A 23925-nucleotide genomic window follows, 5' to 3' on the forward strand; every position below is an offset into this window, starting at 1 on the left:
GAAATTACCACTTTGAGCTTTGTACGACTGAAGTCATGGGTTGTTCAGAGCATCCTTAACACTACGCGGTTTTAGAGCCGTTGACATCTCCCCTTTGGCAAGCCTGCTGGATTTGGATGAACTTGTTTTACGAGGTTTCAGCGATGGCAGTGGCGTTGGCTGCGCCGCTTACGCCGGCGTAGCTGACTTGAGTATTCTGGCTGACCTGACTAACTTGAAGCTGCTGCATCTGGAGGGTTGTTTCGCGACCGAGGATTACGCTGTGGTCAGTAATTTGATCAATCTCGAAGCGCTATCTTTTTGGGGTAACGAGACCCTCAAAGAGTTGCCCCATTTGGCAGACCTCACGAAATTACGCATTTTAAATCTAACCGGCTGTACGCGACTTTCAGACATTGGTGAGATTGCCAATCTGAACAGACTCAGGGAGCTTTATCTGGCAGGAGATTCAGTTAAGGCAGGCCTTCAGCCCATTTCCAGTCTACAAGAACTGCGGTTGCTGAGAATACACGATTCATACATCGACGATATCAGCCCACTGTCGGCAGTCGCCAGTCTCGAGGTGCTGACCTTGGTCTGGCAGGAACTGGATTTCGAACCCCAAGGGAAAATTTTTGACATCAGCCCTCTGGCTGAGTTGGAGAACCTCTCTCATGTTCAACTGGAGCATCAGATGATCACTGATGTTAGTCCCCTTGCCGCTCTCCCAAAGCTCCAGGAATTGAAATTGACCGACAATAGAATCTCCGATATCAGCTCCCTAAACGATGCTACTAATCTGGAAGTGTTGGTGATAGATGAGAATGTACTGACTACTGTCCACAATCTTGGAATGTTATCCAAGCTGCACACGCTTTCCCTGAACGACAACCGCATTGAAGATATCTCTGAACTTTCTGCGTTAACGAGTTTGTCCACGCTTTCTCTCAATACCAACAGAATCATCGATTTGATCCCGCTGGCTCAACTGCATGATGTTTCGAGCCTCCAGCTAGACAGTAATAGGTTTCTTGAACTTTGGCCTCTGCTAGAAATGGCTGGATTAGAACGGCTGAGTTTGAAGAACACTATTTTTCCCTGTAGTGAGCGTGACCACTTTATAGCGATGAGGCCGGACGTTCATGTCGACTGGGGAAGTCGCTGTCAGTAATCGACAACGTTGCTCTCTTCTTTAACGCAGTAATCTGCCGGTCGCTTAATCGCCTGGCTTGCCTTGGCATCAGTGGGCCCACGCATTATTACCAACAATAAACACTGGAAGTGATCATTGATTACGAGGGCTGGGTGCAACAGAGCATCATGAAAACAGCTGTATTTTTTTGCTATGGCGCTATGCATGAGGGGTAGACAGCCTCAATGGATAAAGCCGAGGAGTGTCCTCCCTCACCGCCATTTCTCCGCATCGTATCCCCGCACAGCCCAGTAGACACCGCAGGGTGTTTTTCTTATGCTCCAACCCGTTCGCAGCGCCTTCGTACGGTGACCTGCGCCACGTGATCGTATTCTCAGTATAAGAATGACCGGGTGTTTGATGCGAAGAATCCATGCTTGTGTCCTTCGGGGACTCATCGCCTTTTTGCCGTTGCACACAGCCTTCGCGGCTGACGACTATGTATTCGCCAAACTCGTTACACGTGATGCCATCGAGTATCCAAACATTGCTCGGGTACACGACAACGATGGATGGGCCTACTACACCTTTAACATCGGCACCGACGGGCGTGCGCATGATTTCTCGATTCTGGAATCCAACGGCCTCACTTCATTGAACGAGGCGCTCCGCGAGAGCATCGAATCAAGTGTGTATGAACCTGCGAGGTACAATGGCGTCGCGGTGACTGAGCAGAGTCTTGTAGGGCGTGCCGTTTTCATGCTGGAGGGAAAACCTGGCGCCGCCAGAAGACCCTTCATGCGGAACTATCGTAGAATCCAGTCCGCGCTGCAGGATGGCGAGCTGGACGCAGCCTGGCTACAGCTTGAAGAACTCTCAGCAAAGACCGGCCTGAGTCTGTACGAGGAACTCTACCGGCAGTCGTTGTATGTCATGTATTACGGCCTGACGGGCGACAAGGATCGTGAGTACCTGCATGCCACCCGCGTGCTGGATTTCTACGCAGAGGAAGGGGACAAGTCGCTCCTTGAGGAGGCCGAGTATTTCGTGCCTTTTCTGGTGCTGGTTTATCAATACGAAATGGCGACGATGATGCTCGGCCATGCCTCCCTGTCCGCGCAATGGCTGGAGCAAATGGCGCCCGGAACTGATCTCGCAGCACAGATGCGCGCACACAGTGAAAGGGTCATCGCCCGGGTTGAAAACCAGGAGTTCTGGATCCGGGGGAAATTGCTCACGCCGATTTACGGCGGAGACCGGTCAACATGGACGACACGGCTGCTGAGGCGCGAGATCGAGTTACGTGATGTCTCTGGGCAGATAGACGACGTCTTGCTGTACTGCGAAAGAGGCGTCAAGCGGCTGTCTTACACGGTGGGTCAGGGGTGGATCGTTCCCGCATCCTGGGGGGATTGCGATCTTTACGTGACTGGCGTGAGTGGGGCTACGTTTGTGATCGCTGAACTGGTGGATGGCACGCTGGCCCCGGGCGGGTGAGCGGGCAGCGGAGGGGCAGGCCGCTGGCGGTCCAGAACCGTGGCACTGACATCGCGGGCTGGCAGTTGAGCGTGATCCGTTCGGCAAAGGGCATTTTTCCAGACGACATCCAGAGGAATAGTCAGCGAGGTCTGGTACCATGTCCGGGCGACGCCGGTGTGGAGGCGCCAATCAGACCTCCGAAAAAAAACGGCTTCAACTGAACCGGGAACTCTTGGTGGAAAATCGCGTACCTCGACGATACAGCCGCAATTATCGAAAAGCGGTCAAGTACATGCTTGTCTCCATCGTGCTTGGGGCACTGTTGGTAGTGACCGGCATCGGCTGGATGGTGACTGCCTACAAGCTCTATTCGACGAACGAGTTGCTGCTTGGCCGCGAGGTTGCCATGCGGGGAGAAGACGCAAGTGCTGGCAACCTGCGCAACACGGTCACGGCTCTGGAACAGCAGGTAGCGCAACTGCGGGAAGCGAATGCGCGTCTGGTGCAGAATCGGATTCCGGATCTCAATCCCCTGTCCTTCGACGCGATCGTTCCCATCGGGGAGCGCTACCTGAAGAGTATTAGCTTCACACGGACAGGCACGGAGCAGAAAAAACGTTTTGGGTACCTCGCCGTGCTACAGAACGATCGTCAACGAAGCGTTACCCCTGATGTCACCATAATCCTGTTCGACGCCCTGGGCGTCCAGGTTGGAATGGCGAAGCTTGCTCAAGACGATACGTCCCTGGAAGCGGAGAACCCTGAGCTGAACGCGGGTGAATCACGCTCCTACTTTGGTCAGATCAAGCTGACTCGTGACCGCGCTCCCGCGTATTTTCATGTCGAAGTAGAGTGAATAAACCCAGGACCTTGTATAGTCCGGCACCCGGGCACAGGGTTGTGTATCACGGGGTGGCTGCAGAGGCATCTTCAGCAACCTACCGGCACAGGGTGCCGCCGTCCACGACCATGGAATGACCGTTGACATAGCTTGCCTGTGCGCTGCAGAGCCACACAGCGGCTGCGGCAATTTCATCGGCTGTGCCCATGCGGCCGCAGGGTATGCTGGCGAGAATCATGTTTTTCAACTCCGGGCCCTGTTGCAGTGATGCTTCCAGCATGGGCGTTTGCGTCGAGCCCGGTAACACCGCATTGACCCGCACACCTGCCGTGGCCGATTCCATGGCGGCGGTGCGTGTCAGCCCGAGCACACCGTGTTTGCTGGCGCAGTAGGGCGACAGCTGCGGTGTGGCGATCAAGCCGGCGCCTGAGGCGATGTTCACGATGGCACCGGCGCCGACGGCACGCATCGCCCGCAGCTGGTGTTTCAGGCACAGGAACACTCCGGTGAGGTTGATGTCGATCACCTCCCGCCAGGCATCGAGCGAGGTGTCCGGGATCGCAGCGGGCTGCCCGGCGATCCCGGCGCTGTTCACGGCGTAATCCAGCCGGCCGTAACGGGATTCGCAGAGCTCGACCGCTGCCATGACGGCGGCCTCATCGACCACGCTCCCCGTGTGGCCCACGCATTCCAGGGCCTCGCTCAGGACGCGCAGCCGCTGCTCGTCCCGGTCCAGCAGGATCAGATGACAGCCCTGGGCTGCCAACTGCCGGGCGCAGGCTTCGCCAATGCCGGAGGCTGCCCCGGTTACCAGTGCGACTTTGCCACGCATATCGGGATACTCTACAGGGCTCATCACTTGCCTCCTTTATCAGCGCATCATCATAGCCTGCATCGTGCAGGCTGCCACCCGCAACGCGGGGGGGACGCCAGCGTTGATCTTCGCTAGAATGCACGCCCTTTGCAGCTCCGTTACCCATGTCCCACGCCTCAAGCATCCGCTCCGACCGTCCGCCGATCAGTTCACGTTTGCAGCGAGCCCTGTCTGCTGTCGTGGCTGCGGACGCGACGGTACCTCGTGGGGAACTGCTGGCCTGGCTGGGACAGCCGTTGGACCTGCACAGTGCGAGTAAACTGGCCGAGGTGCTGGCCGCGGTCGCTCCCAGCACGCACGCACACAGTGAGGCGGCGGAGGGCTGTGAAAACTGCGAGGAGGCCTTGCTGACGGTTCACAGGGCGCTATTGCGGGATATCGCGGGCAGTTTTGCCGCCGCCGAGGGCGTGCGGATACCCCTGCCGAGGCTTGATGCACCCAGTGTCCTCGACGGACCAGACGCTGCCGAGCGGCTGCGCAGGTTTCACGCCGCGTGGCAGCGGGAAATGGAGCTGCGTATTGCTGCGCTGCGTCGAGACTTGCGCACGCACCTGCAGCAGCGGGCGCCGGCGTTGGCTGCGCTCGCCGCACTGGACGAGGCGCTCGAGCAGCAGGTACTGCGGGCAGGGGAGGCGGCACTGGTCGGCCTCCCGGGCCTGCTGGTGCCCCGGTGGGAGACACTGGCGGCGGACACAACAGACACCGCGGCAAGTGAACAACGGGTGAGCGAACTCAAGGAATTGCTGTTGGCTGAATTGGAGCAGCGTCTGCAACCGGTTCTGGGGCTGGTAGAGGCCTGTTTGGCGTATGGGGATAGGGATTGATCATGCGGTTTTTCGCAGCTTCTATTTTTTTGCTTGGAGCGGGGTTGATTGCCTGGCTCGCGCTGGGATTTGCCGCAAGCAGCAGTCTGGCGCTACTGGTCACCTTGGTCATCGCGGCGGCCTATGCTGTGGGTGCGCTGGAACTCTGGGGTTTCCAGCGTGACACCGGGCGGCTACAGCAGGCCCTGCAGCCCGCGCAGCCTGAGCCGTCCGAGTTCGAACACTGGCTGGCGCAGCTGCCAACGACGCTGCGCAGCCCGGTGGCGAGGCGTATCCAGGGTGAGCCGGCCGCGCTGCCGGGGCCGTTGCTGACGCCATACCTCAGCGGATTACTGGTGATGCTCGGATTGCTGGGGACTTTCATCGGTATGATGATCGCCTTGCAGGGAGCAGTGAGCGCGCTGGAGGGCAGCACCGAGCTTGCGGCCATTCGCGCCGGCCTCACCGCGCCGATCAAGGGCCTGAGCATGGCCTTCGGAACCTCGGTTGGGGGCGTGGCGGCCTCTGCCGTGCTGGGCCTGCTCTCCACCATGGCGAGACGCCAGCGGCTGGCGGTGGCCCGTGACCTGGATGTGCGCGGTGTCCAACTGTTCCCCGGTCGCGGTCCGCGCCACCATAACGAGCAGATGTTGCAGGAGGCTCGAGCGCAAACCGCTCAGTTGCCCGCACTGGCGGCGCAGGTGGAAGCACTGGTGACGCGTGTCGATACCGCAACCGACAGCCTGCATTCCCGTATGCTCGAGGGTCAGCAGGGGCTGCAACATCAGTTGCTTGAATTGCATAGCGGCCTGCTGGCGCATGTTGGCCAGTCGCTGCGCGAGAGTTTTGCCGACAGCGGGCGGCAGGCGGGAGAGAGCATGGCGCCGCTGCTGCGGGAAGCCCTGCAGGCGATGGCGGCGCAGACCGATGCAACGCAGTCGGCGCTGCGAGGCGCCGTCGCAGACCAGCTGAATGCGCTGCAGGCAGTGCGCGAGCAGGTCGCCCAGACTGTGGCGTCTACCCGGTCGCTGGTCAGCGCCCAGGCCTCGGCAGTGACCGCGCAGGACAGCCTGCGCGAGGCGCTACAGGCCACCGTGACGGACTCCCGCATCCTCCTTGAGGCACAGTCCACCAGCGCCGCGACCTTGCTGCAGCAACTGGGAGAGCAGTTGACTGATCATCGGCAGCGCCTGCAGCAGGAGTGGTTGGCTGAACGCAGGCGCTTCGACGAACAGCTGCTGGCACGCATCGAGACACAGGCGACAACCGTGGAGGACGCCCTTACCCGGGCTCTGGCGGCAAATGCGCAACTCACGGTGGATACCCTGCAACCGCTGATTGCCTCGAGCATGGCGGGCCTGGACCGCGCCGTCGCCAGTGTTCGGGAGGAGTCCGGTGCCGCCCTGCAACGCGATCAGGCGCTGCTCGACGCGCAGCGGGGGCTGGTTGCGGAATTGCACACGGCGGCTAGCGCACTGGCAGAGGACGCCGCCCAATACCGCAGCACGCTGGAAGCCTTCTCTGAGCACACCCGCGCCGCCCTGGCATCCACCGGTGCCGGGTTTGTCTCCACGGTGGAAGCGCAGACCGGCAGGCTCGCCGAGGTGACTGGCCAGTTTGGCAGTGCTGCGCAGGAGTTGGTGGCGCTGGGTGAGGCCCTGGGGAGCGCGGTGGCGCAGTTTGATAGCGTGGCGCAGCGTCTCGCCGATACCCTGCAGCACACAGCCCAGGGCATGGAAGAAGCGGCCGGTCGCAGCGACGAGCAGCTCGCCTACTATGTTGCGCAGGCGAGAGAGGTGATTGATCACAGCGCGCTGGCCCAGCAGAAGCTGCTCGACCAGTTACGGGAGATCAGTCGCAGTGTGTAGGTTCGCAGGGTCTGTCCATGGCTGAGTACGACTATGACGAGGTGGCACAGGACACGCCGGTGTGGGCCGTGTTTGGAGACCTCATGGCGGCGCTGGTGGGCATTTTCGTGTTGCTGCTGGTGTGGACTCTGGGCTTGCAGGTAGAGTTATCGCGATCGCTGGAGGATGAAGTCGCGCTGCGCGAGGCTGAACAGCAGCGACGCATGGAACTGGAGCAGGCCTTGTCTGACCCCCTGACCAGCAATCGTATTACTTTGCAGGATGGCCGTATTGGCATCAGCGGCCAGCTGCTGTTTGAGCTCAATTCTGCTGCGCTGCAGGCTGAAGGGGAGGCGCTGATTGCCAGCCTGGCCGCACCGCTGGCCCGCTACCTGAGCCAGAGCGACCACCTGCTGATGGTCAGCGGTTTTACGGATGACCTGCCCGTTCACGCAGACAACCAGGTGTTCGCGGACAACTGGGAGCTGTCGGCCCAGCGTGCGCTGACGGTGACCCGGGCGCTGGTGGAGGCGGGTTTGTCCCGGGAACTGGTCTTTGCTTCGGCCTTCGCCGAGCAGCAGCCGATTGCGCCCAACACCAGTGCCGATAACCGCGCGCGTAACCGGCGCGTGGAGATCGCACCGGTGCCGCGCACACCGCGCGGGGAACAGAGTCAGTGAGCAGTCAATCGCCCCGCTGCGAGGGGGGGGGTACGTCTACGGAGCGCCCTGGCAGAAAGGCCTTACGGGAGCTGCCAGCACTCCTGCAGCGTGGCCTACAGGCCCTGTCGCCGCCGTCTCCGCGTCGGGCGCTGGAGGCGAGGCTGCGGGCGCAGGAGTTCTCGGCACTGGGTAGCGCCGATGATCCGGCAACCGAGGCGCACGGCGCAGGTGGTCTGTTAGCGGCCCGTCGCTACCGTGAAGCACAGGCGGGGCAGGTGGTTGACCAGCTGCTGACGGGCTTTCGCGCCGCACTGCCCGAGGCGCCGGGTCCGCTGAACCCGGAGACCCTGGTGATTCGTGCGCTAACACATGCTCAGGCAGTGTCCCCGGGCTATGTCGAGCGACTCATGTGCCATGCGGAGGTGCTGTGTGCCCTGCAGCGGGTCACTGCCGCCGAGCCCGCAAACAATCGACCGGCTCGTGCACGACGCCGCAAACCGGTTAAAGCATAGCGACCAGCATCATGGCGAGCCCGGCCACGCCAACACCCCAGATGGCACTGCGCACGTAGGTGATGCCGGCAAGATAGACAGGCAGGTAGGCGACGCGCGCCCAGAAGAACACCTGTGCCCCGAGCAGGGCTTCAGCACCATGGCCGCTGACATGGGCAACCAGCGCGAGGGGCACAAAGAGGAGAAAGCCTTCCCGGGTGTTCCCGGCCGCGCGTTCGGCGCGCCCGCCAAGGGCCGTCGGCTCGGGCAACTGGTCCCGGTTACTGAGCCCAGCCTTGAGCCCCTCGGCGGTCCACTCCCGATTGCGCAGGATGGCGCCCAGCATTATGGCGACGAAGGTGAGAACCGTCATGTAGAGAACCAGCTGCAGCAGGGTTGTCATGGTCGTGCTCCTGTTTATTATGGATTTGACGGCCAGATCATGCACTGCACGAGCAGTTCCGTCCAGCACCCGCGAAGGCGAGCATTCCGACAGCGGTTTGCCCCGGCGTCATTCCCAGAAACCGCCGCAACACGTATCCTCATGTGATGAGAGATGACATGACACACAGCATGCGCGATTTCCTGGTACTGCTGGCTTGCCTTGTGGCGCTGGCGCGGCCGGTGCAGGCGGGTGTTGATATTCGTGTGGCGGTTGCAGCGAATTTCACGGCGACCCTGGAGGCCCTGGCGGCGGTCTATGAGCCGGCGTCGGGCAATCGGCTGGTGGTCAGCCCCGGCGCCACCGGAGCCCTGTACAGCCAGATCGCCAATGCGGCACCGTTTGATGTCCTGCTGGCGGCGGACGAACTGCGGCCGCGTAAACTGATCGACCAGGGCATGGCCGTGGCGGGCACGGAATTTGTCTACGCCCGGGGCATTCCCGTCCTCTGGAGCCCGCAGCCGGACCTGATTGATGAAGAGGCCTCTGTGCTGCGCAGCGGGCGTTTCCGCTATCTTGCCATCGCCGAACCCCGCACGGCGCCGTACGGCGCGGCGGCGCGCAGTGTGCTGGAGGCGCTGGCCCTGTGGGATACCCTCGAACGGCGCCAGCAGCTGGTGCGCGGCAGCTCCGTGGCCCAAACCCACAGCCAGGTGGCAGGCGGTGCCGCCGATCTGGGGTTCGTGGCGCTGGCGCAGGTGCAAACCGCGGAGGGTATTCCGGGCTCCTACTGGATACCACCGCCTGAGCTATACGCCCCCCTGACGCAGGGCGCGGTGTTGTTGAGCAGTGCGCGTGCACGGTCAGCGGCGCGCCACTTCTTACGGTGGCTGCAAACGGATGCGGAGGCGGCGGCGATCATCGAGGCCGCGGGGTATCGCCGTGACTGACGGTGGCAACGGCTGATGCTGTCTCCGGATGACCTGACCGCACTGTGGGTGACCCTCAAACTGGCGGCTGTGAGCACGGTGCTGCTGATTGTCCTGGCCACGCCGCTCGCATGGTGGCTGTCGCAGACCCGCGCGCGGGGGCGGGTGCTGGTGGAAGCGGTGGTGACGCTGCCGCTGGTGTTACCGCCCACGGTGCTGGGGTTTTACCTGTTACTGTTGCTGGGGCCCAAGGGCCCCGTGGGCGCTGTGCTGGAAGATATCGGCATCGGCCATCTGGCGTTCAGCTTCAGCGGGCTGGTGGTGGGTTCGATGATCTACTCGCTGCCCTTTGTCGTGCAACCACTGCAAAACGCCTTTGCGGCAACCGGGACGCGTCTGCTGGAGGTGGCGGCCACGCTGCGCGCCTCACCGCTGGATCGTTTTCTGACGGTTGCACTGCCCCTCGCGCGACGTGGTTACTTCACCGCGGCCGTACTGGCCTTCGCCCACACGCTGGGGGAATTCGGGGTCATCATCATGCTTGGCGGCAATATCCCCGGTGAAACCCGGGTCGCCTCCATTGCCATCTACAACCATGTGGAAGCGCTGGATTACGGGTCGGCCCACGCGCTCGCCCTGACGCTGGTGGTGTTTTCCCTAGTGTTGCTGACGCTCGTGTATGCGCTCAACCGGCGCGGGCAGTCGGTCGGGGTGCCGCGATGAGCATCGATGCGCGTTTTTGCCTGCAACGGGGTGAGTTTCATCTGGATGTGGACGTGACACTGCCCGGTGAGGGCGTGACGGCGGTTTTCGGCGCCTCGGGTGCTGGCAAGAGCACCCTGCTGCGTTGTGTGGCGGGACTGGAGCGAGCGGCTCAGGGCGTCTTGTCGGTGAATGGCGAGGTTTGGCAGCGCGAGGGTTTGTTCCTGCCGGTACACCGGCGCCCGCTGGGTGTGGTGTTTCAGGAGTCCAGCCTGTTCCCGCATTTGACCGGGGCGGGGAACCTGCGCTTTGGCTTGCAGCGCACACCCATCGGCGAGCGCTGCGTCGATTGGGATGAGGTGGTGCAGCTGTTGGGGATCGCGCCTCTGTTGCCACGCTATCCGGACTCCCTGTCCGGCGGTGAGCGACAGCGTATCGCCCTGGCCAGGGCTCTGCTGGCGAGCCCGCAGCTCTTGCTGCTGGACGAACCCCTGGCCGCGCTGGATGAGGCGCGCAAGGCAGAAATCCTGCCGTTCCTGGAGCGGCTTCGCACGCGGTTTGCGATGCCGATGCTCTACGTCACCCACAGCATGCGGGAGGTGGCGCGACTGGCCGATTACCTGGTGCTGCTTGAAGGGGGGCGCGTGCGTGCCCAGGGCCCCGTGCAGGAGATGCTGAGCCGCCTCGATCTGTCGTTGGCGGCGGCGGACGACGCCGGCGTAGTCATCGATGCGGTTGTGGCGGAGCACGATGCACAGTGGCACCTGTCGCGGCTGTCGTTTCCGGGGGGGAGCCTGTGGGTGTCGCGGTGCGCGGAACCGCCGGGCGAACGGCTGCGCTGCCGGGTGCTGGCGCGTGACGTCAGCCTGACCCGTGAGCGTAATGAACAGAGCAGTATCGTCAATCTGGTGGCCGCGGAGGTGGTGGAACTGGCCCCGGCCGCGTCGCCCGCGCACGTGATGGTGAGGCTTGATGCGCAGGGGACGCCCCTGTTGGCCCGGATCACCCGTCAGTCGCAAGCGCGTATCGCTGTGCAGCCGGGAGAGTGCTTCTGGCTGCAGATCAAATCGGTTGCGCTGCTGCGGTAATCAGCGCGAAAGCGCTTCCTCTACGTCGCCCGTGAACACCGCCTCCAGCCGCAGGACGATCTCCGCGCTGCCGTTGCGCTCCTCTTCAAGGGTGTCACGACGCCAGAAATAGCCGGGTTGCACTTCGAGGAACAGCCACTTGCGATTGAGATTCTGCCGGTAGCGCATACCGAAACCGTAGGCCTGGGTCAGCTGGGTGGGCTGTGTTCTGCCATTCAGCGTGCCGTAGACGCCGATAACCCGGTTGTTGCTCAGTCGCTGATTCACGGTCACGCCCGTATTCCAGCCAAAGCCGTCCTCTTTCTCATCCCATCGCGCACGGTTGTACCACTGCAGGAGTCGGTCGCTGCGCACCACGACATCAACGTCGAAGCGGGTGTCGGTGCCGAACCGGTCGTCTGTGCGGTAGAGCAGTTCCTGGCGAAAGCGGCCGGATACCTGTTCCGTGAATGGCATCTGGTAGCGGTAGCGCGCGGCGAGTTTGGGGTTGAGGCCCGAATTGAAACCCAGACGGAAGTCGATACGGTCACGCGCGCCTTCGCGGCCTACCACCTGCAGGGCGACATCATCAGACTGGTTCTGCTGGTCGCGCAGCAGTTCGTCGCCCAGGCTGCCACTGTCTTCGTCGGAAAACAGCAGGCTGACGCGCTCGTTGAGGTTGGGCAGGTTGACTTTGCCGCGTAGGCTGAGCCCGGTATCCCAGCCGTATTGCTCACTCCATTCGAGGGAGGGGCGCAGCCGCAACGTGGAGTAGGCCGCTTCGTTGTCGACCCGTCGCACACCGAAAAAACTGTCCATCCAGGTGGCAAGGTCGTCGGCGCGGGTGGAGACATAACGATGGCCCTGATCAAGCCAGGGCGACTCGTCTTCACGCTTTTCCTCTTCAGCGCTGAGCGTCACTGGCATCAGACACAGTGTCATCAGGAGGAGGCGCAGCGGCAGTAGCGGGGGGGTAGGCATGGGCACAGGTCCTGAGGGTGATCCCCTCTATAACGGCAGACTCTAGCAGCTGCTTCCCATGCCCGCCTGAACTATTTCTGTAAATTTGGCCATGTATCGGGGGCCACGAAACACCGGCTGCGTTCGTCGCCGTTTTCGTCCAGCGCCGCCAGCAACTGCGGCCTGCCCGCGCCCCCGAAGCGCGTCTCCAGCTGCGCGGCCAGCTGCTGAACGGAATGTCCGGTGGGTGCCGCACGCACCGGCGCCAGCCATTCGAGACGTGGAATAATCATCCAGTGGCCGCGGCGGGTGCTGCGCCACTGCCTCAGCGGCAGCCACTGACCCACCGGTAGCGTGGGGTTATAGCCAGCGGGTGGTGGCAGGGACTCTGCTGCCGGTGCAAAAAGCTGACCCGAAAGCAGGATCTCCCGCAACGGCTCTGCGGCATGCAGAGCCTCCAGCACCGGCTGTGCGGCAGGCTGGCGACTGAGCTGGATCTGGTGCTGCGTCAGGCGTTGCAGTTTGCGGTCCAGTCGGTCGATGGTGTTGGGGCCCAGCCAGCAAGACGCTGTTGGGTGATCGGCATCGCCACAGGGTGTGGGGTAGCCAAGATAGAATTTCACAGCGAGCTCCAGATGCACTGGACGCTCGCGCCTTCGGCACCAGTACAGGCAGTCGAACTCGCCGAGGGTTCTGCCGGCCTCGCGAACGGGCACATTGTTGGCGATGAGCGTTGTCTCGCTGTCCTGCTGCAGAAAGAACTGCCAGAGCTGCTCGAAATACAGGCCCAGCCGGGTCGCGGGCCGGGCGTTCAGCCACTGCGTCAGGGAAGATGGATCCCGATCCAGTGCCTGCAACCACGCTGCGCGCGTCGGGGTGAGTGGAAAGTCGGCGGTGGCGATGCCTGCCTGTTGCCCCTGTATCATCGGGGGCGCAAAGCAGGCCCAGGCAAGATCCCTCACCTTGCTGTGCTGCAGGCCGAGCGCTGCAGGCGTTTCGCGGGTGAGGTGTTTCTGCATGGCAGCTCTCCTGTAGTGGGGTGCGGGCAGGGCGGTACTTTGGCCCGCGCTGCGTCCCGGGGGTCTGCAGAGTTTAACCGGATAGCGCTTTATCCGGGTGAGAGCGGCGCCGTGCCCCGCGAACGGTTAGTATCCCGCAAGGCCTGACATCCGGCACGGGCGCGGTGAGCGCCTGCCAGGTGAGGATCGGAACAACAGAGGAGACGAGTTTGTGACGGCGAGTTTTTCTGCGGCAACACCCTGTCGGCTGGACCAGGTTCCCGGCTGGGACCTTGAAACGGATGTCGTGGTCGTGGGCTTCGGTATCTCCGGGGCCTGTGTGGCGATTGAGGCCGCCAGCGCCGGTGCGTCGGTGACGGTACTCGAAGTGGCGGGCACCTACGGTGGCAGCGCGGCACTGTCCGGTGGTGAGTTTTACCTGGGGGGCGGCACACCGGTGCAACAGGCGGCGGGCTTCGAGGACAGCAGCGAAGAGCTGTTCAAGTACCTGCTGCACAGCGGTGGTCCCGGTGCAGATGAGGGCAAGGTGCGGCTCTACGCGGAGCAGGCCGTGGCGCATTACGAGTGGCTGGTGCAACAGGGCATTCCCTTCAAGGGCACCTACCTGCCCGGCAAGTGGCTGGAGCCGGTGACTGACGACACCCTGATCTGGTCGGGCAGTGAACGCGCCTGGCCGTTTTCTGCAGTGGCAAGCCCGGCACCCCGTGCCCATGCCGCGCAGATGGAGGGTATGGGTGCGGGTCGACTGGTGATGGACAAGCTGGCAGAGCGCGCCCTGGCCTGCGGTGCAGAGGCGCGCTTCAATGCCCGCACCCTGTGCCTGGTGGCCGATGCGAACGACGCCGTGCATGGGGTGGTAGCGCGCATCGATGGCAAGATCACCTATGTGCGGGCCCGCAAGGGGGTGGTGCTCTGCGCCGGTGGATTCATCTGCAACAAGGATATGGTGCGTCGGTTCGCGCCGGAGGCGCTGGTGGCGGCGGAATTTCCCACCAGCGGCGGTAACGACGACGGCTCCGGCATCCGCATGGGCATGTCTGTGGGCGGCGCGGTGAGCCACATGAACGAGTTCTTCGCCACGAAGCCATCGTTCCCGCCAGATAATATGGTGTTCGGGATATTCGTCAACGAGCGTGGCCAGCGTTTCATCAATGAGGACGCCTACCATGGACGCGCAACGCATTACATTCTGCGCCAACCCAATGGCCGTGCCTGGTTGTTGATGGACAACGGGATATTCGCGCGCCCCGATTTCAATCCGGATATCAACATCGCCGCTGTGGGCGAGACCTGGGCGGAAGTGGAGGCTGAACTGGGCATACCGGCCGGCGAACTGGTGCACACAGTGGAGAGTTACAACCGCTATGCCGCCGACGGTGAAGACCCGGTACTACACAAGCATTCAGACTGGATGCGGCCGTTGGTGGAACCGCCCTTTGCCGCACTCAGCTTTACCGGCGAGGATTACCCTGCCACCGGTTTCACCCTGGGTGGCCTGACAACGTCGGTGACCGGTGAGGTCCTCAATGCAGACGGCGGGGCGGTACCCGGGCTGTACGCCGCCGGTCGCACCAGCTGTGGATTGCCTCGCTGGGGCGAGGCCTACTGCTCCGGCATTTCCCTGGGTGATGGCAGTTTCTTCGGTCGACTTGCCGGCCGGGAAGTGGCCAGCCGCAACCCGGAGTAGGTGATCGGCCAGTCTCTGTAACAGCCTGCACCCGCCCGAGCGGATGCAGGCCGTCGGGTTCAGGGCAGGCGGAACGCCACGATCGCGTCACCCATTCTGGAACCCAGCATGCGGTTGCCGCTTGCGGCTATCACCACATACTGCGCGCCATCCTCCCCGGTGTAGCTCATCGGCGTGGCATGCCCCCCGGCGGGGAGGCGCGCTTTCCACAACTCCTCACCGGTATCGGTTGCGAAGGCCCGCAGGTAACTGTCGGTGGCCGCGGCGATGAATGTCAGGCCGCTGGCAGTGACCAGAGAACCGCCGCTGTTGGGCACACCGAGGTTGAGCCACAGCGGAAAGGGCGCGAGGTCACGTGTGCCGCCCAATGGCACTTCCCAGGCTTTGCGGCCGGTGGTCATGTCGATGGCGGTGAGCACCCCCCAGGGTGGCCGGGTGCAGGGCGCCCCAAGCGGCGACAGCATGGGCCGCCGCTTGACCGCATACGGCGTGTCCAGCTGCAGCTCGACCCGCTCGCTGAAGCCGGGCGCTTCGACCACGTCGCGAGGAATCAATTCGATGACGGCGGGCACCCGCGAGGTATTGGCCAGCAACAGCTTGCGCTGCGGATCCCAGCTCACGCTGCCCCAGTTGCTGCCGCCCATGAAACCCGGGTAGACCAGCGTGGGTTCTGTGCTGATGGGGGTGTAGAGTCCCGCATAATTCAGGCTGCGAAACTGTTTGATACAGGCCTGCCGGTCGAACCACAGGAAGCCGAACATGTCGTCCTCGGTGAGCTCCGTTGGGTGCAGGGGGTCGGGCAGCACTGGCCAGGGCTGGGTGGGTGAAAGCGCCTCGGGGGCGGGTCCGCCGCGCGGTGCGGGCCGCTCTTCAATGGGCAGCAGGGGTTCTCCTGTCTCCCGGTTGAGGACGAACAGGAAACCCATCTTGGTGGCCTGTACCAGTGCCGGCACTGGCCCCTCGGGGCCGGGATAGTCAATCAGCACCGGCTGGGAGGGCACGTCATAGTCCCAGATATCATGGTGTACGGTCTGGTAGGACCAGCGACGCTCACCGGTCAGGGCGTCCAGCGCCACCACCGAGCTGCCAAAGGTGTCGCGACCGTTGCGCTCGCCGCCGTAGTAGTCCCCGGCCGGGTTGCCGGTGGGAATGAAGACCAGGCCGCGCTCGCTGTCGGCAGAGAAAGGCGCCCAGGCATTGGGCGTGCCCGGCAGATAACTGCCCTCCACGCGCTGCTCCGGAGGCAATGCCTCCCAGTCCCAAACCTGTTTGCCGCTGTGCACATCAAACGCGCGCACCACGCCGCTGGGTACGCCGCCGCGGCGCAGGTCAGCGACATGGGCCCCTACGACCACGCGGTCGCCGACCACGGTAGGCGCCGAGGTCAATGCGTACTCGGCGGGCCGCACATCACCGAGATCCGCGGTCAGATCGATTTCGCCCGACTCACCGAAGTCCCTGCAGGGTTGGCCACTGTCGGCATCCAGCGCCAGCAGGCGACCGTCCAGGGTTCCGGCCAGAATGCGCGCCGCACAGGCCTGTCCGGACGGCGCAGCGGGGCTCTCATGGAAGGCCACACCGCGGCAGGTGACGCTGTAGAGGCCGACCAGTGCCGGGTCTGCATCGTAGTGCCAGCGCTCTTCCCCGGTCACCGGGTCCAGCGCGATGACCCGATTGCGCGGCGAGCACAGGTAAAGGGTGTTGCGGGCAAGAATCGGCGTGACCTGCAGGGCGGGGCTGTTGAAGGCGTCGGGAAAAGTCTCGGGTGCCAGGTCCCCGGTGTGGTAGGTCCAGGCAGGCTGCAGGGTGGCCACGTTGTCCGGCGTGATCTGGGCATGGCTGACAAACCGCGCGCCACCTTCGTCACCGCCGTAGTGACGCCAGTCCGCGTGGCGCTCGGCCAACACCGGGGGCAAGGCCTCGCGCTGCACTGGCGGGACATCGCCTGCGCCGCAGCCGGTCAGCGAAAAACACGCCACTGCCAGGGCAGGGGCAAGGCTGGGGAACCGAATAGGCATGGGTTGCGTTCTCCTGGGTGTGGCCGTCCGCTATCCCGCGTTGCAGGGCATGAAAACGGGCTAACTCTCTGGACCAGCACGAAATTCCGCTGGCAGCCGAGCGGGCCCGCTTTCACCCTTGCGGGCAATCCAGTAGTCTGTTCGACAGAAAAACGATAAGCAAATACCGGAGGATAGACCTTTGTACGATCTGCTGATTTGTGACGGAAATATTGTTGACGGCACGGGGCAGCCCGCTTACGTAGGCAACGTGGCCGTGCGCGATGGACGCATCGTTGCCGTGGGCGACGTGCACGGTGAAGCCCGGCGCGTGATAGACGCCAGTGGCCTTGTGGTGGCACCGGGATGGGTGGACACACATTCCCACATGGATGGGCAGGCAACCTGGGACCCCTACTGCAGTCCGGCGTCCAACCACGGTATCACCACGCTGGTCATGGGCAACTGCGGGGTGGGCTTTGCGCCCTGTAAACCGGACGAGGCTGAGCGGCAGCGCATGATAGAAGTCATGGAAGATGTCGAGGACATTCCCGGTGCTGCGCTCGCCGAAGGCATCACCTGGGAGTGGGAAAGCTTTCCGGAGTACCTCGATGCCCTGGATCGCATGCCACGGGCCATCGATATTGGCGCGCAGGTGCCCCATTGCGCGGTGCGCACCTACGTGATGGGCGAGCGCGGCGTGCGCAACGAGCCCGCGACCCCCGAAGATGTGCAGCGCATGGCCAGCATTGTCCGTGAAGGCCTCGCTGCCGGCGCCGTGGGTTTCACGACGTCGCGCACCGCATTGCATACCACCCGCAACGGCGATGTCATGCCGGGCACCTATGCGGATGCCGATGAGCTGCTCGGCATCGGCCGCGTGATTGGCGAGACGGGGCAGGGGATCTACGGGCTGGTGTCGGACTTCGACCAGTGGGAGGAGGAGATGGCGTGGATGAAACGCCTGTCGATCGAGAACGACTGCCAGGTCAACTTTGTCCTCTTCTACCGCTCTGAAGCCGACTGGCCGCGCGTGCAGCAGCAACTGCAATACGTCAAGCAGGCGAGCGCTGAGGGCGCACGCCTGATTCCGCATGTCGGGGCGCGACCGGTGAATATCCTCATGGGGTGGGAAGGCACGGTAAACCCCTTCATGTTTCACCAGAGTTATGCGCCGCTCGCGGGCCTCACACCGGAGGAACGCCTGGCGCGGCTGCGGGACCCCGCAGTGCGCCGCGCCATCGTTGAGGAAACACCGCCGCATATGGGCCATGACATCATGGACAAAATCGTCGACGGCTTCGACAACCTGTACGTCCTGGACGAGAACCCCGACTATGAGCCCGCCGCCGAGGACAGCATCCAGCAGCGGGCACAGCGCGCCGGCGTGACGCCGGCCGAGTATGCCTACGATGCGCTGCTGGAGAATGACGGCAAGCGCATGCTGTACTGCCCGCTGTTCGGTTATGACAAGCGCAATCTGGATCGGCAGCTGGAGATGCTCGCGGATGAGAGCTCGGTCATCAGCCTCGCGGATACCGGCGCCCACTGCGGGGTGCTTTCGGATGCCAGTATTCCCACCTGGCTGCTCAGCTACCTGGTGCGCGACCGCCAGCGCGGCCAGCGTTTCAGCCTGGAACAGGCCGTGCGCATGCACACGCTGGAAACCGCCCGCTGTATGGGGCTCATGGACCGCGGGACCCTGGAAGCGGGCATGAAAGCGGATATCAACATCATCGACCTCGATCACCTGGCGATTGCATCGCCGCAGGTGGTTTACGACCTCCCGGCCGGTGGCCGGCGCGTCTACCAGGGTGCATCGGGCTACCGGTATACCCTGGTGTCCGGCGAAGTCATCATGCAGGACGGTGAAGCTACCGGTGCATTGCCCGGGCGCCTCGTGCGCGCCGGCCAGCAGGGTGATCGCCGCACCCCCAACCCCACACCCACCCACAAAAAAGAGGAAGCCGCCTGATGATCAAGGTGAAGGTAGAACGTGAACTGAATGCGCCTGTCGATAAAGTCTGGGCACTGCTGGAAGATTTCGGCAACCTGAACTGGTACCCGGGTTGGACGGATCTCGAGGCAATCGGCGATGGCCCCGGGATGATTCGCCGCATTCACATGGAAGGTATGGACCCCATCGACGAGATTCTCGAGGCGATGGATGCCGCCACTCGCTCCTTCAGCTATACCATCCCGAAAATGCCCATGCCGGTCAGCGAATACCGCGCAGAGGTTTCACTGGAACCCCTGGACGATGGAAAACGTACCCTGGCGCGCTGGCAATGCTCGGCGAAGCCGGAGGGTATTTCCGAGAGTGAAGGCCAGGCGATGCTGGAAGGTATCTACTCTGACATGCTGGCCAAGCTGGAAGCGGCTGCCAGCGCCTGACTGGCAGGCGCGCAGTGTGCGGGTGCCACGGCACCCGCGTTGACGCTCAGTCCAGCGCGGCCCAGCGCCGGTTGGGGTGGAGAGCCGCCGCCGGCTGATAGAGCCACTCCTCGCGATAAGCTTTGCGCGCCAGTAACTGGATGAGCGGTTCGTCGGCAAGCTGTCCCTCATGAATGGCGGACAGCAGCCGGGTCAGAGCCTGTGCATAGTGTTTTGGCCGCGTGCCCAGCAGGCGCCCAATGTCCTCACAGCAGGCAGCGCGCACCGCATCCGCATAGCGCTGCTCGCGCTCGGCGCAGGCGACCAGGACGCAGGTGTCTGCCACGCGGGAGCGCGCGAAGGGGGTTGTGACGGCAGGAAGTACGTCCCGCTGCAGGGTCGATGACGCTGCGGTCAGCAGCACCGATGTAGCGGCCGCGGTATCCGGCATCGCCGGTGGTTCCACCGCAATGCCCATGGCGTCTGCAAGCGCCTCGCAGGTTGAGCGGTCCCCGACGTAGCGATAGCTCAGGTACCAGGCCAGTGATTCGCGCAGGCCGGGCTGGTGGCAGGCGGCGTGAATCGGGATCATGCCGCGGACATTCTGTTGAATGCGGTAGTACTGCGCAGCCGCCCGCGTGTAGGGAATGCCCGAGAGGCTTTCGTAGCGCTCGAACAGTCCGGTCAGGCCGCCGCTGGGGTTCCAGAATTCGCGCACACAGATATTCCCGAGATCCTCCATCGGGTCGCCCCAGTGACCCCACTCCCAATCGACCACGGCGCTGACGCGGTTGCCGCTGAACAGGAAATTCACCGGCCCGGTATCGCCCTGTACCAGGGAAATCCGCGCGACGCTGGCGGGCGCGAAGCGGCGCAGCCATGCCGCGCCGTAACTGAGGAGCGGGTCCTGATAGCCCTGCAGGAAGGCGGCGAAATTGTGCAATTGCGCATCGAGGTCGCCCAGGGCAGCCTGTTCCGGTGTGGTAGGTCGCGGACCCAGTTCAGCGTCCAGCCCGAGTGCGTCGATGTCCAGACAGTGCAGGCGGGCGATGGCCGCAATAAAGTCCTCCATGATTTGCCGCTGGCGCCGGGGATCGGTCACACTCGGCAGGTCGGCGCTGCCGGGAACCCGGCTGAACAGCGCGGCATGGTAGGTTTCACTCCACCCCAGCAGGGCCGGCACCGGCACGTCAGTGGGAGTCAATGCCCGACAGATGGCAGCCTCGCGACGCAGAGAGACATTGCTGGCGGCCGCGGGTTGACGATCCAGGCGCAGAAAGCCCTCGAGAATACTGCCATCGCTGCGCGTGACGTCGACGACCCAGGCCTCGCGCCGGGCCACGTGGCGCTCCAATCGAGTGATCTGCCCCGGTCCGAGCTCACCCACCCAACTCAGCAGACCCTCGGGCAGGTCGTGGACCGTCTCCGTCATGGCTGCGCCGACCCTGCTGGCTGGTACCAGATCGGCGAGGTATAGGCTCGCTCCTGATGAGTCAGCTCAGTATCCGTCGACAGGTTTGCGGCCAGTTTCATCCGGTCGTACAGCGGCCAGCGCGGAGTCGGGATTTCCAGAACGCGAAGGTAGTAGACGGCAGCGAGGCCCGGGTCGAAGTCAGGGTCGGTCCACACGGCGCTCAGCTCGGCGCTGCCGATGCTATTGGCATAGTGACCGGATTCTGTGTCCACCGTGTCTCCCACGGGCGGCAGTTTGCCGTCTGCGCCGGGTTTGCGGTCGTCGGACCACGCCACGTCGTAGACCTTCTCGCGGCTTTCTCCCCAGCTATCCACCCAGCCCTTGACGATCTGCAGTCTGTCCAGGTGCGCGCCTTCGGGTTCCTTGAGTGCCAGTGCCATGAACACCGGTGCCCGTGGGTCGCTGCCGGGCGGCGGCAGGATGCCGCCCATGGGCACGCCCTTCGTGTAGCCCCGCAGGGCTGAATCGGGTGACTGCAGGTCCTCCGGGGTGAAGTTCCAGCCACCGAAAAAACGCACCCGCATACGCGGCCCTGTGGTGGCGTAGACCTCGCGCCGCCGCATGGCGTCAAACAGGGCCTCGCGGGTGTTTTCCGTAGCCCAGACCGCGGCATAGCCCGCCGCGAGGAGTCCGGCGCTGCTCATCTCTGCCTCGGGGATGCCCCACAGGCGGCTGGCCCGCTCGGCGGAGGGCTCATGGCTGGACATCTTGCCCCAGAAGTTGTCTTCCTCCACCGCTGTCAGGGCGGTATGGGAGTCGGTGCTGCCAATCATCCCGAACTGGAACGGGTTGACGCCAGTGCGCTGCTCGATGCGCAATCCGGTCTGCAGTGCGGGTCGAACGTATTGGAAACGCTGCATCCAGTCTTCCTGGGCGGTACTCATATCGATGTTGTACTGGTCCCAGGTGCCGTAATCGGCAAATTCGTCATCCGGCGACAGCAGTGGGTGTGCCTCGCCATCCCCCTTCATCTGCGTGACTTCGACCAGCGGCTCCCAGCGCAGCCGTTCGCGTGCATAGGCCACACTGATCGCTTCACCGTTGGCGCGGGTGTCGGCAAACATAAGCCCGCCGCTCAGGTTGCCGTTGTGCGGAATCGCCAGTGCCTGGCCTCCGGTGTTCTTTTCGTAGTCCGCCAGGTAGCGCCAGAGCGCCTCCGGGTCCTCACTGTCGAAGGCGGAAAACGGCGTGACCTGATTGGCGCGTGTTGCATCATCCCGCAACACGACCACACGGTGCAGGTTGTTGCCATTGGGCATGGCAGACCATTCGAAACCGATCAATGCGGTAAAGACGCCGGGCTCGTTGGCGGCATCCGCCATGCGAGTATTGGCCTCCCAGGGGGAAGGCAGGGTCGTGGGCAGCGTCACCAGTGGTGTTCCCGATGCATAGGAAGCGCCGATATCCAGCATCATGCGACCAAAGCCGACGGGGTCCCCGCTGGCAAGCACATCGCGCCAGCGGCGGGCTGTGTCGTTTTGCATCAATGTGGGGTCGCCGGCACGCAGCGGCGGCATGATGCCCATGTATTCCGCGTGGTCGGCGACGACGAGGAAATCCAGGGGTTGGTTCATACGCGCGCGCAGACCGGTGCTGGTCGTGACCGTGTCGCCGCGGGCGAAGCGATAGGCGTCGGCAGCGGTGAGGTTGTGTACCCCGAACAGGTTGGCATCGAGGGAGGTTGCCGTGTGCAGGTGTGTATCTCCCCAGTACACCTGTTGCGGGTAGTCGCGATCCGCCCAGGGCGAGTAGGGCTCTGCGTAGCCCTTGCTGGCAACGCAGAGCAGCAGTGCGCAGCGGAAAACGGTTCTGGTGAGCGAAAAACCTGTCATGGTGATGGCGTCCCGTGTCTGTAGTGAGCCGTGGTTACACGACGCTGAACGTTTCAGCGCTGCGACGTCGTTTGGCCAGGTCGGCGGGCAGTTGCCTGGCAGCGAAATAGAACAGCCCGATGGCGACCAGGCCGAACAGCGAGGCAAGAACCATCGCGTAGCGCAGACCGTCGGTGCCGAAACGCGGGGTCAACAGGTCGCTGGCCAGGCCGGTCAGGAAGGGTCCGAGCCCGAGACCAATCATGTTCAGCACGAAGAACAGTATGGCCGAGGTGAGCGCGCGCATGTTCGGCGGTACGAGTGCGTGTGACAGTGCGATGCAGGGCCCCAGATACATCGCCGTGAGGATGTTGGTGAACACCAGAATCACCAGCAGGTGCAGGGTGTTGTCGGTCAGCAGCACATACAGGTAGGGCACGAAGGCCACCAGCCCACCGAGCATGGGCACCCACAGGTACCAGCGTGGATCCTGTGCGCCGAAACGGTCACCCAGATAGCCGCCGAGGTAAGTCCCCAGAGCGCCGCCGATGCCGGAGACCAGTGCCAGCACCACGCCGACCTGCGCGACCGTCAGTCCGTGGCTGCGAATCAGGAACGAGGGGAAGAAGTTCCCCACGCCGTAACTGACGAACGCGGTAAGGGCGCAGCCGATGGCGATCAGCCAGAAGGAGGGCAGCTGTCGCAGCAGCGTCAGCGTCTGCTTCAGCGAGGGTTTTGCCGCGGCGTTGTCAGCTGCCGTCTCCCAGCGCCCGCGCAGGGGTTCCTGCACCGTCAGCCGCAGGACGATGGCGAACAGGACACCGGGAATGCCAACCACCAGGAACGCCACGCGCCAGCCGAAAGCCTCGGCAATCATGCCGCCGAACAGGAAGCCGAACAGAATCCCTACGTAGATACCCATGGAATAGAAGGAAAGCGCCCGGCCCCGCTGCTCCGGCGGGAAGTAATCGCTGATCATGGAGTGGGAGGGGGGGCTGCCGCCCGCTTCGCCAAGGCCAACGCCGATGCGTGCTGCCAGCAGTTGCGCGTAGTTCTGGACGAACCCGGACAGTGCCGTCATGCCACTCCACACGGCGAGGGAAATCGACACAATGTTGCGCCGGTTGCCGCGGTCCGCCCAATAGGCGATGGGAATGCCTGCAGTCACGTAGATCAGCGCGAAGCTGAATCCGCTGAGCAGGCCCAACTGGGTGTCGGACAGGCCCATGTCTGCCTTGATCGGCTCCTGCAGAATCACCAGGATCTGCCGGTCGATGAAGTTGAAGGCGTAGACGACGGTCAGCATGACCAGCACGAAACGCTTGTAGGCTGGAGAGTAATCCTGCTGGCCGGTGTGCACGGTGCTGGCGTCCCTGTCGTTTTTATAGTCCGCCCAATATAGCGCTTGCCGCCCGG

Annotated in this window: 21 protein-coding genes; 13 read left to right on the forward strand and 8 right to left on the reverse strand. The window is 63.4% G+C overall.

Annotation, left to right across the window (positions count from 1 at the left end):
- Positions 1-94: 94 nt before the first annotated feature.
- From AACZ17_RS15520 to AACZ17_RS15530, 3 genes are all read left to right on the forward strand, one after another.
- Entirely contained in the window at positions 95-1150 is a 1056-nt protein-coding gene (locus tag AACZ17_RS15520; protein ID WP_290746745.1) for a leucine-rich repeat domain-containing protein, read from the forward strand.
- A gap of 381 nt (positions 1151-1531) precedes the next feature.
- Positions 1532-2608 (forward strand): energy transducer TonB, encoded by a 1077-nt coding sequence (locus AACZ17_RS15525; protein WP_290746748.1) that lies wholly within the window; start codon positions 1532-1534, stop codon positions 2606-2608.
- A gap of 139 nt (positions 2609-2747) precedes the next feature.
- Positions 2748-3446, forward strand: a complete 699-nt coding sequence (locus AACZ17_RS15530) for a hypothetical protein (protein ID WP_290746751.1) — start codon at positions 2748-2750, stop codon at positions 3444-3446.
- An 82-nt stretch (positions 3447-3528) separates the two neighbouring features.
- On the opposite strand, the gene AACZ17_RS15535 is transcribed toward AACZ17_RS15530, so the two are convergent.
- Entirely contained in the window at positions 3529-4287 is a 759-nt protein-coding gene (locus AACZ17_RS15535; protein WP_290746754.1) for an SDR family NAD(P)-dependent oxidoreductase, read from the reverse strand.
- 122 nt (positions 4288-4409) lie between these two features.
- Between AACZ17_RS15535 and AACZ17_RS15540 the strand changes: the two genes are divergently transcribed.
- From AACZ17_RS15540 to AACZ17_RS15555, 4 genes are read left to right on the forward strand one after another with little or no spacing between them, the layout of a single operon-like run.
- The gene (locus AACZ17_RS15540) at positions 4410-5129 is read left to right on the forward strand and encodes a DUF3348 family protein (protein WP_290746757.1); all 720 of its coding nucleotides are present in this window, start codon (positions 4410-4412) and stop codon (positions 5127-5129) included.
- Between the two features lie 44 nt (positions 5130-5173).
- A complete protein-coding gene (locus AACZ17_RS15545; RefSeq protein ID WP_290746760.1) occupies positions 5174-6976 on the forward strand; it encodes a hypothetical protein in 1803 nt (600 codons plus the stop codon).
- 17 nt (positions 6977-6993) lie between these two features.
- On the forward strand, positions 6994-7635 hold the full coding sequence (locus AACZ17_RS15550) for an OmpA family protein (RefSeq protein ID WP_290746764.1): 642 nt from the start codon (positions 6994-6996) through the stop codon (positions 7633-7635).
- Positions 7632-8129, forward strand: a complete 498-nt coding sequence (locus tag AACZ17_RS15555; RefSeq protein ID WP_290746766.1) for a DUF2894 domain-containing protein — start codon at positions 7632-7634, stop codon at positions 8127-8129. Before AACZ17_RS15550 ends, AACZ17_RS15555 begins: the two co-directional genes overlap by 4 nt.
- Here AACZ17_RS15555 and AACZ17_RS15560 read toward each other — a convergent pair.
- Positions 8119-8511, reverse strand: a complete 393-nt coding sequence (locus AACZ17_RS15560) for an MAPEG family protein (protein ID WP_290746769.1) — start codon at positions 8509-8511, stop codon at positions 8119-8121. The two genes, AACZ17_RS15555 and AACZ17_RS15560, sit on opposite strands and share 11 nt — an antisense overlap.
- A gap of 158 nt (positions 8512-8669) precedes the next feature.
- On the opposite strand from AACZ17_RS15560, the gene modA reads away from it, so the two are divergent.
- From modA to modC, 3 genes are read left to right on the forward strand one after another with little or no spacing between them, the layout of a single operon-like run.
- The gene (modA, locus tag AACZ17_RS15565; protein WP_290746772.1) at positions 8670-9440 is read left to right on the forward strand and encodes a molybdate ABC transporter substrate-binding protein; all 771 of its coding nucleotides are present in this window, start codon (positions 8670-8672) and stop codon (positions 9438-9440) included.
- Positions 9441-9455: 15 nt separating this feature from the next.
- Positions 9456-10142, forward strand: coding sequence for a molybdate ABC transporter permease subunit (gene modB, locus AACZ17_RS15570; protein WP_290746775.1), 687 nt, complete (start codon positions 9456-9458; stop codon positions 10140-10142).
- Positions 10139-11209: a molybdenum ABC transporter ATP-binding protein gene (gene modC / locus AACZ17_RS15575; protein WP_290746778.1), complete on the forward strand. Its 1071-nt coding sequence runs from the start codon at positions 10139-10141 to the stop codon at positions 11207-11209. The genes modB and modC overlap by 4 nt, the downstream gene beginning before the upstream one ends.
- Here the strand turns inward: modC and AACZ17_RS15580 are convergent, their stop codons facing one another.
- Positions 11210-12169, reverse strand: a complete 960-nt coding sequence (locus AACZ17_RS15580; protein ID WP_290746781.1) for a hypothetical protein — start codon at positions 12167-12169, stop codon at positions 11210-11212.
- A gap of 71 nt (positions 12170-12240) precedes the next feature.
- The gene (locus AACZ17_RS15585) at positions 12241-13167 is read right to left on the reverse strand and encodes a DUF1853 family protein (protein ID WP_290746784.1); all 927 of its coding nucleotides are present in this window, start codon (positions 13165-13167) and stop codon (positions 12241-12243) included.
- Between the two features lie 211 nt (positions 13168-13378).
- Between AACZ17_RS15585 and AACZ17_RS15590 the strand changes: the two genes are divergently transcribed.
- Positions 13379-14854, forward strand: coding sequence for an FAD-dependent oxidoreductase (locus AACZ17_RS15590; RefSeq protein WP_290746787.1), 1476 nt, complete (start codon positions 13379-13381; stop codon positions 14852-14854).
- A 59-nt stretch (positions 14855-14913) separates the two neighbouring features.
- Here the strand turns inward: AACZ17_RS15590 and AACZ17_RS15595 are convergent, their stop codons facing one another.
- Positions 14914-16872: a pyrroloquinoline quinone-dependent dehydrogenase gene (locus tag AACZ17_RS15595; RefSeq protein ID WP_290746790.1), complete on the reverse strand. Its 1959-nt coding sequence runs from the start codon at positions 16870-16872 to the stop codon at positions 14914-14916.
- A 181-nt stretch (positions 16873-17053) separates the two neighbouring features.
- On the opposite strand from AACZ17_RS15595, the gene AACZ17_RS15600 reads away from it, so the two are divergent.
- A complete protein-coding gene (locus AACZ17_RS15600; RefSeq protein ID WP_290746793.1) occupies positions 17054-18826 on the forward strand; it encodes an amidohydrolase family protein in 1773 nt (590 codons plus the stop codon).
- Complete coding sequence (locus AACZ17_RS15605; protein ID WP_290746795.1) at positions 18826-19245, forward strand: SRPBCC family protein; 420 nt, start codon at positions 18826-18828, stop codon at positions 19243-19245. The genes AACZ17_RS15600 and AACZ17_RS15605 overlap by 1 nt, the downstream gene beginning before the upstream one ends.
- A gap of 46 nt (positions 19246-19291) precedes the next feature.
- On the opposite strand, the gene AACZ17_RS15610 is transcribed toward AACZ17_RS15605, so the two are convergent.
- Genes AACZ17_RS15610 through AACZ17_RS15620 form a run of 3 tightly spaced genes read right to left on the reverse strand, consistent with a single transcriptional unit; the run spans position 19292 to position 23869 of the window.
- Positions 19292-20656 (reverse strand): phosphotransferase family protein, encoded by a 1365-nt coding sequence (locus AACZ17_RS15610; RefSeq protein WP_290746798.1) that lies wholly within the window; start codon positions 20654-20656, stop codon positions 19292-19294.
- Entirely contained in the window at positions 20653-22530 is a 1878-nt protein-coding gene (locus AACZ17_RS15615) for a DUF3604 domain-containing protein (RefSeq protein ID WP_290746801.1), read from the reverse strand. The genes AACZ17_RS15610 and AACZ17_RS15615 overlap by 4 nt, the downstream gene beginning before the upstream one ends.
- Positions 22531-22564: 34 nt before the next feature.
- A complete protein-coding gene (locus AACZ17_RS15620; protein WP_290746804.1) occupies positions 22565-23869 on the reverse strand; it encodes an MFS transporter in 1305 nt (434 codons plus the stop codon).
- Positions 23870-23925: the final 56 nt, after the last annotated feature.

The organism is uncultured Haliea sp., from assembly GCF_963973825.1.
Taxonomy (GTDB): domain Bacteria; phylum Pseudomonadota; class Gammaproteobacteria; order Pseudomonadales; family Halieaceae; genus Haliea.

Bases quoted from the DNA above. Each gene is read 5' to 3' on its own strand.
- AACZ17_RS15525 (WP_290746748.1), top strand. From the start codon at position 1,532: ATGCGAAGAATCCATGCTTGTGTCCTTCGGGGACTCATCGCCTTTTTG.
- AACZ17_RS15530 (WP_290746751.1), top strand. From the start codon at position 2,748: ATGTCCGGGCGACGCCGGTGTGGAGGCGCCAATCAGACCTCCGAAAAA.
- AACZ17_RS15535 (WP_290746754.1), bottom strand. From the start codon at position 4,287: ATGAGCCCTGTAGAGTATCCCGATATGCGTGGCAAAGTCGCACTGGTA.
- AACZ17_RS15540 (WP_290746757.1), top strand. From the start codon at position 4,410: ATGTCCCACGCCTCAAGCATCCGCTCCGACCGTCCGCCGATCAGTTCA.
- AACZ17_RS15550 (WP_290746764.1), top strand. From the start codon at position 6,994: ATGGCTGAGTACGACTATGACGAGGTGGCACAGGACACGCCGGTGTGG.
- AACZ17_RS15560 (WP_290746769.1), bottom strand. From the start codon at position 8,511: ATGACAACCCTGCTGCAGCTGGTTCTCTACATGACGGTTCTCACCTTC.
- modA (WP_290746772.1), top strand. From the start codon at position 8,670: ATGACACACAGCATGCGCGATTTCCTGGTACTGCTGGCTTGCCTTGTG.
- modB (WP_290746775.1), top strand. From the start codon at position 9,456: ATGCTGTCTCCGGATGACCTGACCGCACTGTGGGTGACCCTCAAACTG.
- modC (WP_290746778.1), top strand. From the start codon at position 10,139: ATGAGCATCGATGCGCGTTTTTGCCTGCAACGGGGTGAGTTTCATCTG.
- AACZ17_RS15580 (WP_290746781.1), bottom strand. From the start codon at position 12,169: ATGCCTACCCCCCCGCTACTGCCGCTGCGCCTCCTCCTGATGACACTG.
- AACZ17_RS15585 (WP_290746784.1), bottom strand. From the start codon at position 13,167: ATGCAGAAACACCTCACCCGCGAAACGCCTGCAGCGCTCGGCCTGCAG.
- AACZ17_RS15595 (WP_290746790.1), bottom strand. From the start codon at position 16,872: ATGCCTATTCGGTTCCCCAGCCTTGCCCCTGCCCTGGCAGTGGCGTGT.
- AACZ17_RS15605 (WP_290746795.1), top strand. From the start codon at position 18,826: ATGATCAAGGTGAAGGTAGAACGTGAACTGAATGCGCCTGTCGATAAA.
- AACZ17_RS15610 (WP_290746798.1), bottom strand. From the start codon at position 20,656: ATGACGGAGACGGTCCACGACCTGCCCGAGGGTCTGCTGAGTTGGGTG.
- AACZ17_RS15615 (WP_290746801.1), bottom strand. From the start codon at position 22,530: ATGACAGGTTTTTCGCTCACCAGAACCGTTTTCCGCTGCGCACTGCTG.